We start from the raw sequence: 13,162 nt of genomic DNA on the forward strand, positions 1-13,162 counted from the left end.
ACGCTGCGGCCGTATTGGTGGCGCAGAAATTCGATGGATGCAGAGGCGAAGCGGCGGCGATCAGCCGGATGGAGCAGGGCGCGGGAGCATGGTGTCGAACCTGTTGTTATTGGTTTTGTGGTTCGAATGGTGCGGGGCGTGGGCGAGGCGATTCAATCGGCGAAAGTGGAATTTGGGCGATTATCGAACGCAAGATTCACAGGCAACAAAAAGCCCGCCAATCGGCGGGCTTCTCGTGTTCACCGGATGATCAGAACAGCTTCATCTTCGGCGCTTCTTCTTTGAGCGGTTCGTTCTGCGCGGTCTGCGCATTCCAGCCGCCGCCCAAAGCCTTGTACAGGTTGACCGCACTGGTCAACTGCGCGAGGCGGTCGGTGATCAGCGATTGTTGCGCGCTGAACAGCTGACGCTGGGCATCGAGGAAGGTCAGGTTGCTGTCGACGCCGATGCGATAGCGACGCTCGGCCAGACGGTAGTAGTCCTGGTTCGCAGCGACGAAGTCACGCTGAGCCTGCAACTGCTCGGTGTAGGTCTGGCGCGCGGCCAGGCCATCGGCGACTTCCTGGAAGGCTGTTTGAATGGACTTCTCGTAGTTCGCCACGCCAATGTCCTTCTGGATCTTGGCGTAGTCGAGGCTGGCGCGCAGGCTGCCGGCGTTGAAGATCGGCAGGTTGATCTGCGGCTGGAACAGCCACGTGCCCGAACCGCCCTTGAACAGGCCGGACAAGTCCGGGCTCAGGCTGCCCGCGTTGGCGGTCAGGCTGATGCTCGGGAAGAACGCTGCACGGGCCGCGCCAATGTTGGCGTTGGCCGCCTTCAGGTTGTACTCGGCCTGAAGGATGTCCGGACGACGCTGCAGCAGATCCGACGGCAGGCCGGCCGGCACGTCGGCCAGCAGGTCATCCGACAGCGGTTTGGCCGCTTGCAGGTTGGCCGGCACACCGGTGCCGAGCAGCAGGGTCAGGCTGTTTTCGTCCTGAGCGACCTGGCGGGTGTAACGCGCCAGTTGTGCCCGGGCGTTCTCGACCGAGGTGCGCGACTGCGCCAGGTCCAGCGCCGAGGCCACACCGACTTCGTTGCTGCGGCTGGTCAGCTTGTAGCTTTCCTCGAAGGCACCGAGGGTGTCCTGAGTCAGCTTGAGCAGTTCCTTGTCGGCCTGCCAGGTCAGGTAGGCGTTGGCCACGCTGGCCACCAGGCTGATCTGGGTGCTGCGGCGCGCTTCTTCGGTGGCGAAGTATTGTTGCAACGCTTGTTCGCTCAGGCTGCGAACCCGACCAAACAGGTCGAGTTCGTAGGCGCTGATGCCGACCGTGGCGGAGTAGGAACTGTTGATGGCCGCTTCACCGCTCTGCGATGCACGGGCCGGAACCCGCTGACGGCTGCCGCTGGCATTGGCCGACACGGCCGGGAACAGGTCGGCGCGCTGGATACGGTATTGAGCCGCGTAGGCGTCGATGTTCAGCGCCGCGACACGCAGGTCGCGGTTGTTTTCCAGGGCGACCTGAATCAGTTGCTGCAGGGCCGGGTCATGGAAAAACTGCTTCCAGCCCTGTTCGGCAGCGGCCTGCGCCGGTGCCTGGGCCGGCGAGTACGCCGGGCCCTGCGGGAACTGCGCGGCCACCGGTGCTTCCGGCTGCTGATAATCCGGTATCAGCGAGCAACCGCTCAGCACGAAGGCGGCGACTGCGATGGAGAGTAGCGACTTGCTCATTGGCCAGCCTCTTTAGGAGTTTCTATGGCGTCATCCTTGCCGGCGTTTTTGCGCTGACCCATGGACGACACAGTGACGAAGAACAGTGGAACCCAGAATATCGCCAGGATCGTTGCGGTGAGCATACCGCCAATCACGCCGGTACCGATTGCGTGTTGGCTGCCCGAGCCTGCGCCGGTGGAGATGGCCAACGGTACAACACCGAGGACGAAGGCCAGCGACGTCATGATGATCGGTCGCAGACGCATGCGGCAGGCTTCAATGGCCGCATCGCGCAGACTGCGTCCCTGCTCGTGCAATTCCTTGGCGAACTCGACGATCAGAATGGCGTTTTTAGCCGCCAGACCGATGGTCGTCAACAGACCCACCTGGAAGTACACGTCGTTCGACAGACCGCGCAGGCTGGTGGCCATCAGCGCACCGATGATCCCCAGCGGTACCACGAGCATGACCGCGATCGGAATCGACCAGCTTTCATACAGCGCCGCCAGACACAGGAACACCATCAGCAGCGACAGGGCGTACAGCGCCGGAGCCTGCGAGCCGGACAGTCGTTCTTCGTACGACAGACCGGTCCACGAGATACCCACACCGGCCGGCAGCTTCTTGGCGATCTCCTCGACTTCGGCCATCGCTTCACCGGTGGAGTAACCCGGAGCCGGGGCACCGAGGATCTCGACCGCTTCAACACCGTTGTAACGCGCAAGCTTCGGCGAACCGTAGATCCACTCGCCCTTGGCGAACGCGGAGAACGGAACCATGGTGCCGGAGGCGTTACGCACGTACCACTTCTTCAGGTCTTCCGGGCTCATGCGCGAGTCTGGCCGGCCCTGCACGTACACCTTCTTCACCCGACCGCGGTCGATGAAGTCGTTGACGTAGCTACTGCCCAGCGCAATCGACAATGTGTTGTTGATGTCGGCGATGGTGATGCCCAGGGCACTGGCCTTCTCGTCATCGATTTCCAGCTGGAACTGTGGCTCGTCGTTCAGACCGTTCGGACGGACCTGGGTCAGCACTTTGCTCTGTGCCGCCATGCCCAGGAACTGGTTGCGCGCAGCCATCAGTTTTTCGTGACCGATACCGGCGCGGTCCTGCAGGAACACGTCGAAACCGGTGGCGTTACCCAGCTCCAGTACCGCTGGCGGAGCGAAGGCGAACACCATCGCATCGCGGAAGGTAAAGAAGTGCTGCTGGGCGCGGGCGGCGAGTTTGAACACGCTGTTGTCGGCGTTTCGCTCGTGCCACGGCTTGAGCATGATGAACGCCATACCCGAACTCTGGCCACGGCCGGCGAAGTTGAAGCCGGTTACGGTGAACACCGAGGCTACTGCGTCGCCTTCACCGCCGTCCTTGGTCGGACGCAGCAGGAATTCACGCATTTCATCCACCACCACCTGAGTGCGCTGGGCGCTGGAACCGGCGGGGGTCTGCACCTGGGCGAACAGAACGCCCTGGTCTTCTTCCGGCAGGAACGCGGTCGGGATGCGGGTGAACAGCCAGATCATGCCGACCACGATCAGCAGGTAGGCCAGCAGGTACGGTGCCTTGCGCTGCAGGATGTTGCCGACACCGCGCTCGTAGCCACGAACGCCACGGTCGAAGTTGCGGTTGAACCAGCCGAAGAAGCCTTTTTTCGGCGCACCGTGCTCACCGTGCGGAATCGCCTTGAGCATGGTGGCGCACAGCGCCGGGGTGAAGATCAGCGCGACCAGTACCGACAACGCCATGGCCGACACGATGGTGATCGAGAACTGCTTGTAGATCACACCGGTGGAGCCGCTGAAGAACGCCATCGGCAGCAATACCGCCGACAGAACGAGGGCGATACCGACCAGAGCGCCCTGGATCTGGCCCATGGATTTCTTGGTCGCTTCCTTCGGTGACAAGCCTTCTTCGCTCATCACCCGCTCGACGTTTTCCACCACGACGATGGCGTCGTCCACCAGCAAGCCGATGGCCAGGACCATACCGAACATGGTCAGGGTGTTGATGCTGAAGCCGGCCGCCGCCAGGATGCCGAACGTACCGAGCAATACCACCGGCACGGTCATCGTGGTGATGACGGTGGCGCGGAAGTTCTGCAGGAACAGGAACATCACCAGGAACACCAGCACGATCGCTTCGACCAGGGTTTCAACCACACCCTTGATCGATTCGGTCACCACCGGGGTGGTGTCGTACGGGAACACCACTTCCATGCCTTGCGGGAAGAACGGCTTGAGGTCGTCAATCGTCTTGCGCAGTGCCTTGGCGGTGTCGAGGGCGTTGGCGCCGTTGGCCAGTTTCACTGCCAGTCCGGAAGCCGGGCTGCCGTTGAACTGGGCGCTGATGGCGTAGTTCTCGCCACCCAGGCCGACGTCGGCGACGTCTTTCAAGCGAACCTGCGAGCCGTCCTTGTTGACCTTGAGCAGAATCTCTTTGAACTGCTCGGCGGTCTGCAGACGGGTCTTGCCGATGATCGTGGCGTTCAACTGCTGGCCCTGCACGGCAGGCAAGCCACCGAGCTGACCGGACGACACCTGGACGTTCTGCGCCGCAATCGCGGTTTTCACGTCGACCGGGGTCAGGTTGAAGTTGTTCAACTTGGCCGGGTCGAGCCAGATGCGCATCGCGTACTGGGCACCGAAGACCTGGAAGTCACCGACACCGGCGGTCCGCGAGATCGGGTCCTGCATGTTCGACACGATGTAGTTGGACAGGTCGTCCTTGGTCATGCTGCCGTCACGCGACACCACACCGATCACCAGCAGGAAGTTCTTCACTGCCTTGGTCACGCGGATACCCTGTTGCTGCACTTCCTGCGGCAGCAGCGGGGTGGCCAGGTTCAGCTTGTTCTGGACCTGGACCTGCGCGGTGTCGGAGTTGGTGCCTTGCTCGAAGGTCGCGGTGATGGTCATGCTGCCGTCGGAGTTACTTTCCGAAGACACATAACGCAGGTTGTCGATACCGTTGAGCTGCTGCTCGATCACTTGCACCACGGTGTCCTGAACCGTCTGTGCCGAAGCACCCGGGTAGGTCACGGAGATCGCAATGGCCGGTGGCGCAATGCTCGGGTACTGGTTGATCGGCAGTTTCAGGATCGAAAGTGCCCCGACCAGCATGATCACCAGGGCAATTACCCAGGCGAAAATCGGACGGTCGATGAAAAATTTTGACATGGATTACTCCCCTTTGCCGCCGGCGGCTTTGTCAGCTGCCTGAGCGGGGGCCGGGTTCTTGTTGCCGACGTTGGTCGCTTCGCTTGGCTTGACTTCGATGCCTGGCTTGACGAATTGCAGCCCTTCGGTGATCAGACGATCGCCGGCCTTCAGGCCGTCTTCGATCAGCCATTGGCTGCCGACGGTGCGGCTGGCCTTGAGCTGACGCAGTTCGACCTTGTTGTCCGGTCCGACGACCAGCGCGGTCGGGGTGCCTTTGAGGTCGCGGGTCACGCCTTGCTGCGGTGCGAGGATCGCGGCGCTGTTCACACCGGCCTGCAACTGCGCGTGGACGAACATGCCGGGCAGCAGGGTGTGATCCGGGTTAGGGAACACGGCGCGCAGGGTCACGGAACCGGTGGTCTGATCGACCGACACTTCGGAGAATTCCAGCTTACCGTCGAGCTTGTACTGGCTGCCGTCTTCCAGGGTCAGCTTGACCGCAGCGGCGTTGTCGCCGGCCTTCTGCAGACGGCCGCTTTCCAGTTCGCGGCGCAGTTCCAGCAGTTCCACCGAAGACTGGGTGACGTCGACGTAGATCGGGTCCAGTTGCTGGATGGTCGCCATCGCATCGGCCTGGCCGTTGCTGACCAGTGCGCCTTCGGTCACCGAAGAGCGGCCGATACGCCCGGAGATCGGTGCGTACACCTTGGTGTAGCGCACGTTGATCTGTGCGGTCTGCAACGACGCTTCCGATTGCAGGCGATTGGCCACGGCGGTGTCGTATTCCTGACGGCTGACGGCCTGCTCGTCGACCAGTTGCTTGTAACGGTCGGAAATCGACTTTGTCGAACGCAGGTTGGCTTCGGCGCTTTTCAGGGTCGCTTCATAGACCGACGGATCGATCTGATACAGCTGCTGGCCGGCTTTGACATCGCCGCCTTCCTTGAACAGACGCTTGAGAATGATGCCGTTGACCTGCGGACGAACTTCGGCAATGCGAAACGCGCTGGTGCGGCCCGGCAGTTCGGAAGTCAGGGTAAAGGCTTGTGGTTGCAGGGTGACGACGCCGACCTGAGGAGGTGGTGCGGCGGGAGCCGCCTCTTCCTTTTTACATCCGCTGAGCAGCGATGCCAGGGCGACGGCAGTGACCAGAGCGGTAACAGCTGGCTTGAATTGCATGAAGATCCTCGGGTCAGGCGCGCGAAAAGCGCACAAGAAGTGTGGAAGGGTAAAAAATGGGTGCCGGGTGGATAAGTAGCTTGCTAAGGAATATACTTACGTTCATGGTTGTTTGTAAACACCTTCGCTGCGTACCCATCCGGTTACAAAAGTCGTGGCAAGGTCTGAAATTGTAGGCCGGGGGCGTCGATCCGCGAGAGATCCACCCCTTTTTATTCAGCGGATATTCAGCCATCCCTGAAACATTTTGTTTGAGGTTTTACTGCCATGGTTCGTCGTACCAAAGAGGAAGCTCAGGAAACGCGCAGCCAGATTCTGGAAGCCGCCGAAAAAGCTTTCTTTGAGAGGGGAGTGGCTCGCACGACGCTCTCCGATATCGCGAGCCTGGCCGGCGTGACGCGTGGCGCCATCTATTGGCACTTCAGCAACAAGGCCGATTTGCTGCAGGCGATGCTCGATACGCTGCATGAGCCGCTGGATGAGTTGGCCAAGGCCAGTGAAAGCGAGGACGAACCCGACCCGCTGGGCTGCATGCGCAAGCTGCTGATTCATTTGTTTCATCAAGTTGCACTGGACCCGAAGACCCGGCGTATCAACGAAATTCTGTTTCATAAGTGCGAATTCACCGATGAAATGTGCGATCTGCGCCAACAGCGCCGGACCGCCAGCCTCGATTGCAATGTGCGGATCGCGCTGACATTGAGTAATGCGGTCAATCGTGGGCAGTTGCCGGCAGACCTCGATACCGCCCGCGCAGCCATCAGCATTCACGCTTTTATCGATGGCATCCTGTATCAGTGGCTGCTGGCCCCGGACAGCTTTGAGCTGTACGCCGAGGCCGAGCGCTGGGTCGATACCGGGCTGGACATGCTGCGTTGGAGCCCCAGCCTGCGCAAATGAAACAAAATTCGTTATTGGATCAGTTTGTGTCAATGACGGAGGAGGGTGAAGATCCCTGTTCACTCGCCCCGCTGCAATGGGATGCTTTTATATACCTCTGTGGCGCGGGTTGATAGGTAGCGAGCTACGTATTTTGTAGCAATTTTGTGTCGAGCCTGTGAACGAATGTGAACGGCTTGGCCGCCCGGCGACCAATAAAAAGCCCCCGACTCTCACGAGTCGGGGGCTTTTGCGTTTCTGCGGTGAGGCTTACAGGGTCGGGTAGTCGAGGTAGCCGACTGCGCCTTTGCCGTAGAAGGTTTCCGGGTGCGGTTCGTTCAGTGGCGCATCGGCCTTCAAGCGGGCCGGCAGGTCCGGGTTGGCAATGAACGGCACACCGAATGCCACGGCGTCAGCCTTGCCTTCGGCCAGCCAGGCGTTGGCGCTGTCCTTGGTGAAGCGTTCGTTGGCGATGTACGCGCCGCCGAAGGCTTCCTTCAGCTGTGGGCCGAGGCTGTCGGCGCCTTCTTTCTCGCGGGAGCAGATGAAGGCGATGCCACGCTTGCCCAGTTCGCGGGCAACGTAGGTGAAGGTTTCAGCGAGGTTGTCGTCGCCCATGTCATGGGAGTCGGCGCGCGGAGCCAGGTGGACGCCGACACGACCGGCACCCCAGACTTCGATGGCCGCGTCGGTCACTTCCAGCAGCAGGCGGGCACGGTTCTCCAGGGAGCCGCCGTAGTGGTCGGTGCGCTGGTTGGTGCTGCTTTGCAGGAACTGGTCGAGCAGGTAACCATTGGCGCCGTGGATTTCCACGCCGTCGAAGCCGGCCGCCTTGGCATTTTCCGCACCGACGCGATAGGCGTCGACGATGTCGGCAATTTCAGCGGTTTCCAGTGCGCGCGGGGTTGGGTAGTCGGCCAGTGGGCGAACCAGGCTGACGTGGCCTTTCGGCTGGATGGCGCTCGGTGCAACCGGCGCTTCGCCGTTCAGGTACGACGGGTGGGAAACCCGGCCCACGTGCCACAGTTGCAGAACGATCTTGCCGCCGGCCGCATGAACGGCCTTGGTCACGTTGGTCCAGCCACGCACCTGGTCGTTGGACCAGATGCCCGGGGTGTCCGGGTAGCCGACACCCATCGGGGTCACCGAAGTGGCTTCGCTGATGATCAGGCCGGCCGAGGCACGTTGTACGTAGTACTCGGCCATCAGCGCGTTCGGCACGCGGCCTTCGTCGGCGCGGCAGCGAGTCAGCGGTGCCATGATGATGCGGTTGGACAGTTCGAGATCGCCCAGTTTGATCGGATCGAAAATTGTTGCCATGAGATACAACCCTCGTGAAGTAAGTGAGTGAATCAGTTAGCGGTGGCCAGCTCGGGATTACCGTTCTGGCGGAAAGTGATCAGGGTCACCAGCAGGGCCAGGACCGCGAGCGCGGCAGCGGCCAGAGGCACGCTGGTCAGGCCGTAGCCGTGGGCGATGACGCTGCCGCCGACCCAGGCGCCGAGGGCGTTGCCGACGTTGAAGGCGCCGATGTTCAGGGTCGACACCAGGTTCGGTGCGGCCTGCCCGTAGGTCACGACGTTCACTTGCAGGGCCGGCACGGCGGCGAAACACGCGGTGGCCCAGAGGAACAGAGTGATCTCGGTCGGGATCAGCGCGATGCTGGTCCAGGTCAGGACGGTGGAGGTCACGGCCATGGCGATGAACACGCCGATCAGCGTCGCGGCCAGGCCCTTGTCGGCCAGTTTGCCGCCGATGATGTTGCCGACGGTCAGGCCCAGGCCGATGAGCATCAGGGTCCAGGTCACGCCACGGGGCGAGACACCGGTGACATCGCCCAGTAACGGTGCGACGTAAGTGAACAGAGTGAACACCGAGGCGGCGAACAATGCGGTCATGCTCAGCGACAGCCAGATACCGGCGCCTTTGAGCGCGGCCAACTCGGCGCGCATGTCGAGTTTTTCTTCGTCACGCTTGGCCGGCAGGAAGCGGATCAGGCCGATCAGCGCGATCACACCGATGACGGTCACTGCCCAGAAGGTCGAGCGCCAGCCGGCTTCCTGACCGAGGGCGGTGCCCAGCGGTACGCCAAGGACGTTGGCCAAAGTCAGGCCGGTGAACATCAGAGCCACGGCGGAGGCGCGTTTGTTCGGCGCCACCAGGTTGGCAGCGACCACCGAACCGATGCCGAAGAACGCACCGTGGCACAGAGCGGTGACGACTCGGGCGAACATCAGCACGTTGTAATCAGTGGCGATAGCGCAGAGCAGGTTGCCGATAATGAAGATGCCCATCAGCGTTACCAGTGCAGCCTTGCGCGGCAGTTTTGCAGTGGCCATTGCCATGAACGGTGCACCAATCGCCACGCCCAGGGCGTAGCCGGTCACCAGCCAGCCGGCGCCGGGGATCGACACACCGAGGTCAGCCGCGACATTGGGCAGCAGGCCCATGATGACGAACTCGGTGGTGCCGATGGCGAAGGCGCTCAAGGCGAGTATGAGTAGCGAGAGGGGCATCGTTGGTTCCTTTTAGCTGGCTGACGTTAAGGGTCAGAGCTCTTTGCTGAGGGTGCTGAGGAACGCCTGGATCACGTCCTCGTTGCGTTTGAAAAAGTGCCACTGGCCGGCCTTCTGGCTGCTGATCAGTCCTGCTCGTTGCAGGGTGGCCAGGTGGGCGGAGACGGTCGATTGCGACAGGCCGCAGCGTTGATCGATCTGCCCGGCGCAGATGCCGTACTCGTGGTTGTGGATCTGTTCCGGAAACTGGGCTTTCGGGTCTTTCAGCCAGTTGAGGATGTCTCGTCGTACTGGGTGTGCCAGGGCTTTTATTATTTCGTCGAGGTCAATGTTCATGGCTGGGTGCTCGTGATGTGTGTAGCGCTATATCGCGATGAGGCGAACTTTAAATCGGTATTTCGCGATATACCAATATGAATTCGATCTGACGACCGCATAAATCGGTATATCGGGTTATAACGATATGTGAGGTGTAAACAAACGCGGACGCGGTGCTAAGCTGCGCCCATGAACTATCTCGCACATTTGCACCTCGGTGGCCAGCGTCCCGGTCAACTGCTCGGCAGTCTGTATGGCGATTTCGTCAAAGGACGGCTGCAAGGGCAGTTCGACCCGGAGATCGAAGCGGCGATTGCCTTGCATCGTCAGATCGATGTCTTCACCGATCGCCATCCGTTGGTCGACGCTTCACTGGCGCGGTTTACCTCGACCCGCCGCCGTTACGCCGGCATCGTGCTCGACGTGTTCTTCGACCATTGCCTCGCCCGCGATTGGGCGCTGTACGCCGACCGGCCGTTGGGACAATTCACGACTGACGTTTACCGCGTGCTGACCAGCGAGCGGCAGTTGCCCGAGCGCCTGGCGAAGATCGCCCCGCACATGGTGGCCAATGACTGGTTGGGCTCGTATCAGGATTTCGAAGTGCTGGAACAGGTGCTGCGCGGGATTTCCCGGCGCCTGAGCAAGCCTGAAGAGCTGGCCGGGGCGATGCAGGAATTGCGGTGTCTGTATGAACCGCTCAGTGATGACTTTCGCTTGTTCTACCCACAACTGCAGGACTTCGCAGGCCGGCAGCTGTAGGCAGATGATGACGTTCAGGCAGCGATCAACTCGCCTGCGCGACGGGGTTCAGCGGGTTTGGCCACTTCGCCGAACAACGCTTTGTGCACCGCTTGCTGGGCTTCGTACGCCAGCGCTGCGCGTTCCCGGCCCTGGCAGGCAATCGGCTTGAGCAGGTGAACTTCCACCTCGCCGCAATCGTTGCTGAACAGACGCATCAGGTGCGACAGCAGATCATCGTCGCCAATGAACGGTGCCAGCGAATCAATCTCGCCATTGCGCAAATAACGGATCGCCACCGGTTGCAGCTTCACCTCGGAATCAATCGCCGCCGACAGCAGACGACCATGAAAGGTGCGCAGCGAACGGCCGTCGGTGGTGGTGCCTTCCGGGAACATCAGCAGCGGATGATCGGTTTGCAGGTGACGGGTCATCTGCTTGCGGATCAACTGGCTGTCGCCCGAGCCGCGACGGATGAACAGACTGCCGGCCTTCGCCGCCAGCCAGCCGGCCACCGGCCAGGTGCGCACTTCGGCCTTGGACAGAAACGACAGCGGTGTGAGCATCCCGAGCAGCGGAATGTCAGTCCACGACACATGGTTGCTGACCCACAGCATCGGCTGCTTCGGCAGCTCGCCATGGACGGTCACGCGAAAGGGCAGGGCATTGCTCAGGCGCGCCATGAAAAACCGCGACCAGCGCTGCCGGCGTTGCATCGAATGGGCCAGACCCAAACGCTCGAAAACCCCGAAGACACTGGCCATGCTCAAGCCCAGCGTCACCACCAGCAGCACTCGCGCGATCCGCGCGTACACCCGCAGCCGGCTCATCACACGGCCGCCTTGAAGTGCTTGGCGTAGCGTGGGCAGAGTTCGTCGCGCTTGAGCAGGATGAACACGTCGGCGACCTGGAAGTCTTCGTCCCAGCACGGCTCGCCGCAGATCTTCGCGCCCAGGCGCATGTAGGCCTTGAGCAGCGGCGGCATTTCGGCGATCACGTTCGACGGAATATCCAGGGTTGGCAACGGATTCTTCGGCTCGGCGCGCAGGTGTTCGGTGCATAGATAGCGTTCGCGCAGGCGCTGCATGATCGCGTGGGCCTGCACGCCGCCGTCCTGCATCGGAATGCTCGCGCAGCCCATCAGGTAGCTGTAGCCGCCCTGATTGAGGACTTCGGCCAGTTCGCCCCAAAGCACGGCGATGGTGCCGCCGTTGCGGTAGGCCGGGTCGACGCAGGTGCGACCGATTTCCAGGATCGGGCCTTGCAGGCCGGCGAGGCCGTGCAGGCTGAATTCTTCTTCGCTGTAGAACTTGCCCAGGCTGCTGGCGGCGGTGTGATCGAGCAAACGGGTGGTCGCCACCAGGCGCCCGGTGTTCAGGTCACGCACGCCGATGTGGCTGCAGTGAACATCATAGTCGTCCATGTCCAGACCCAGCTCCGCGCCGTTCAGCTTGGCGTTGAACTCGCCGCTGAACACGTTGAAGCGCAAGGCCTGGGCTTGCTGCAAGGCCTCGGCGCCGATCAGGCGTTCGGCTTGCAGGCGGCGTTCATTGCCGGTGTCGCTGATGCGGGCGATCTGAGTCATGTGAATCTCCGTACGGGCCTTGAACCCGTCATGGGTTGCAGCCGATCGACTTTCTTTATGCAGCCGTGTTGTGCAAAGTCAGGCTATGTAGCCCCGGTGTCATCGCCATGAATGTTTGGTGATGCTTATATGACAGCCCACAAGGAGCCTCCGATGACCTGGTCGACCCTGCTTGAATGCCGCGAACGCCTGCCCGCCGTTGCCGATCTGGCGGAGGGCTTCGCCACGTTGCTGTATCAACTGGGCAGCGTGACGCCGTTCGAACTGGCCGTGGCGGGAGGGCGGCGAATGGCGACGCCGGGGCTGGCGTTTCTGGTGGGGTATCAAGCGGCGTTGCGCATGCTCTGGCCGAGCGCGCCGCCGAGCCTCGGCGCGATGTGTGCGACCGAGCAGCGCAGCCTGCGCCCGGCGGACATGCAGACCCGGCTCACGGATCTGCGCCTCACCGGGCAAAAGGATTTTGTCACTGCCGGCGATGCGGCGGACTGGCTGCTGATCGCCGCCCGCAGTGAGCAGCCCGGCGAATCACCACGCCTGAGCCTGGCGGTGGTTTACCCCGGCGAGCCCGGTGTGCGAGTGGAAAAACTGCCGGCGCTGCCATTGATGCCGGACATCAGCCATGGCCGCTTGTACCTCGACGAGGCTCTGTGCGAACTGCTCGCCGGGGACGGTTGGGATGCCTACGTCAAACCGTTCCGCACCCTTGAAGACGTTTACGTATTGAGCGCGATGACCGCGTGGCTGTACGGCGTCGGTCAGGACAGCGGCTGGCCGCAGCCGCTGCAATTGCGCTTGCTGGCGCTGCTGGCCGGGTGCGCAGAAGTCAGTCGCCAGCCACCGAACAATCCGGCGGGGCATGTGTTGCTCGGCGGCTTGTTTGCGCAGTTCGACGGGCTTAAAGAGGAAGTCGATCAGGCCCTGCGTGACGGCGATCCTGAGTGGGCGGCGATGTGGCAGCGCGATCAATCGGTCATGCAACTGGCGGCGGGTGCGCGGGCCAAACGCCTGGCCAAGGCTTTGGGGGCAAACCAAAACACATCTGTCATGAACGCCGGCTAGTCTTCTCAGGTTCATTCCCAGAGCCCTCGCC

The 13,162-nt window shown here is 61.9% G+C and carries 11 protein-coding genes; 3 read left to right on the forward strand and 8 right to left on the reverse strand.

The genetic code is table 11. The features are described 5' to 3' along the window. Positions 1 to 250: 250 nt before the first annotated feature. The 3 genes from emhC to emhA are packed head-to-tail and all read right to left on the reverse strand — an operon-like array spanning position 251 to position 6,033. Complete coding sequence (gene emhC / locus NE357_RS06515) at positions 251 to 1,711, reverse strand: efflux RND transporter outer membrane subunit EmhC (RefSeq protein ID WP_169429188.1); 1,461 nt, start codon at positions 1,709 to 1,711, stop codon at positions 251 to 253. After that, a complete protein-coding gene (gene emhB / locus NE357_RS06520) occupies positions 1,708 to 4,872 on the reverse strand; it encodes an efflux RND transporter permease subunit EmhB (protein WP_169429189.1) in 3,165 nt (1,054 codons plus the stop codon). The genes emhC and emhB overlap by 4 nt, the downstream gene beginning before the upstream one ends. A 3-nt stretch (positions 4,873 to 4,875) precedes the next feature. Next, entirely contained in the window at positions 4,876 to 6,033 is a 1,158-nt protein-coding gene (gene emhA / locus NE357_RS06525) for an efflux RND transporter periplasmic adaptor subunit EmhA (RefSeq protein WP_169429190.1), read from the reverse strand. Positions 6,034 to 6,300: 267 nt separating this feature from the next. On the opposite strand from emhA, the gene emhR reads away from it, so the two are divergent. Next, positions 6,301 to 6,933 (forward strand): efflux system transcriptional repressor EmhR, encoded by a 633-nt coding sequence (gene emhR / locus NE357_RS06530; protein WP_114881735.1) that lies wholly within the window; start codon positions 6,301 to 6,303, stop codon positions 6,931 to 6,933. Between the two features lie 249 nt (positions 6,934 to 7,182). On the opposite strand, the gene NE357_RS06535 is transcribed toward emhR, so the two are convergent. From NE357_RS06535 to NE357_RS06545, 3 genes are read right to left on the reverse strand one after another with little or no spacing between them, the layout of a single operon-like run. Further along, positions 7,183 to 8,232 (reverse strand): alkene reductase, encoded by a 1,050-nt coding sequence (locus tag NE357_RS06535; RefSeq protein ID WP_169429191.1) that lies wholly within the window; start codon positions 8,230 to 8,232, stop codon positions 7,183 to 7,185. Positions 8,233 to 8,264: 32 nt separating this feature from the next. Continuing rightward, a complete protein-coding gene (locus tag NE357_RS06540; protein WP_011332833.1) occupies positions 8,265 to 9,428 on the reverse strand; it encodes an MFS transporter in 1,164 nt (387 codons plus the stop codon). A gap of 33 nt (positions 9,429 to 9,461) precedes the next feature. Beyond that, entirely contained in the window at positions 9,462 to 9,764 is a 303-nt protein-coding gene (locus NE357_RS06545; RefSeq protein ID WP_007957866.1) for an ArsR/SmtB family transcription factor, read from the reverse strand. A gap of 171 nt (positions 9,765 to 9,935) precedes the next feature. Between NE357_RS06545 and NE357_RS06550 the strand changes: the two genes are divergently transcribed. Continuing rightward, positions 9,936 to 10,508 carry an acyl carrier protein phosphodiesterase gene (locus tag NE357_RS06550; RefSeq protein WP_169429192.1) on the forward strand — a complete coding sequence of 191 codons (573 nt, stop codon included), beginning with the start codon at positions 9,936 to 9,938 and terminating at the stop codon, positions 10,506 to 10,508. Positions 10,509 to 10,522: 14 nt separating this feature from the next. Here NE357_RS06550 and NE357_RS06555 read toward each other — a convergent pair whose 3' ends face one another. Then, entirely contained in the window at positions 10,523 to 11,317 is a 795-nt protein-coding gene (locus NE357_RS06555) for a lysophospholipid acyltransferase family protein (RefSeq protein ID WP_169429193.1), read from the reverse strand. Beyond that, a complete protein-coding gene (olsB, locus tag NE357_RS06560; RefSeq protein WP_085729947.1) occupies positions 11,317 to 12,072 on the reverse strand; it encodes an L-ornithine N(alpha)-acyltransferase in 756 nt (251 codons plus the stop codon). Before olsB ends, NE357_RS06555 begins: the two co-directional genes overlap by 1 nt. Before the next feature lie 153 nt (positions 12,073 to 12,225). On the opposite strand from olsB, the gene NE357_RS06565 reads away from it, so the two are divergent. Then, a complete protein-coding gene (locus NE357_RS06565) occupies positions 12,226 to 13,131 on the forward strand; it encodes an acyl-CoA dehydrogenase family protein (protein ID WP_169429194.1) in 906 nt (301 codons plus the stop codon). Positions 13,132 to 13,162 lie beyond the last annotated feature (31 nt).

The sequence above is a fragment of the Pseudomonas sp. G7(2022) genome (assembly GCF_052660475.1).

Bases quoted from the DNA above. Each gene is read 5' to 3' on its own strand.
- emhR (WP_114881735.1), top strand. From the start codon at position 6,301: ATGGTTCGTCGTACCAAAGAGGAAGCTCAGGAAACGCGCAGCCAGATT.
- NE357_RS06535 (WP_169429191.1), bottom strand. From the start codon at position 8,232: ATGGCAACAATTTTCGATCCGATCAAACTGGGCGATCTCGAACTGTCC.
- NE357_RS06545 (WP_007957866.1), bottom strand. From the start codon at position 9,764: ATGAACATTGACCTCGACGAAATAATAAAAGCCCTGGCACACCCAGTA.
- NE357_RS06550 (WP_169429192.1), top strand. From the start codon at position 9,936: ATGAACTATCTCGCACATTTGCACCTCGGTGGCCAGCGTCCCGGTCAA.
- emhC (WP_169429188.1), bottom strand. From the start codon at position 1,711: ATGAGCAAGTCGCTACTCTCCATCGCAGTCGCCGCCTTCGTGCTGAGC.
- emhA (WP_169429190.1), bottom strand. From the start codon at position 6,033: ATGCAATTCAAGCCAGCTGTTACCGCTCTGGTCACTGCCGTCGCCCTG.
- emhB (WP_169429189.1), bottom strand. From the start codon at position 4,872: ATGTCAAAATTTTTCATCGACCGTCCGATTTTCGCCTGGGTAATTGCC.
- NE357_RS06565 (WP_169429194.1), top strand. From the start codon at position 12,226: ATGACCTGGTCGACCCTGCTTGAATGCCGCGAACGCCTGCCCGCCGTT.
- NE357_RS06555 (WP_169429193.1), bottom strand. From the start codon at position 11,317: ATGAGCCGGCTGCGGGTGTACGCGCGGATCGCGCGAGTGCTGCTGGTG.
- olsB (WP_085729947.1), bottom strand. From the start codon at position 12,072: ATGACTCAGATCGCCCGCATCAGCGACACCGGCAATGAACGCCGCCTG.
- NE357_RS06540 (WP_011332833.1), bottom strand. From the start codon at position 9,428: ATGCCCCTCTCGCTACTCATACTCGCCTTGAGCGCCTTCGCCATCGGC.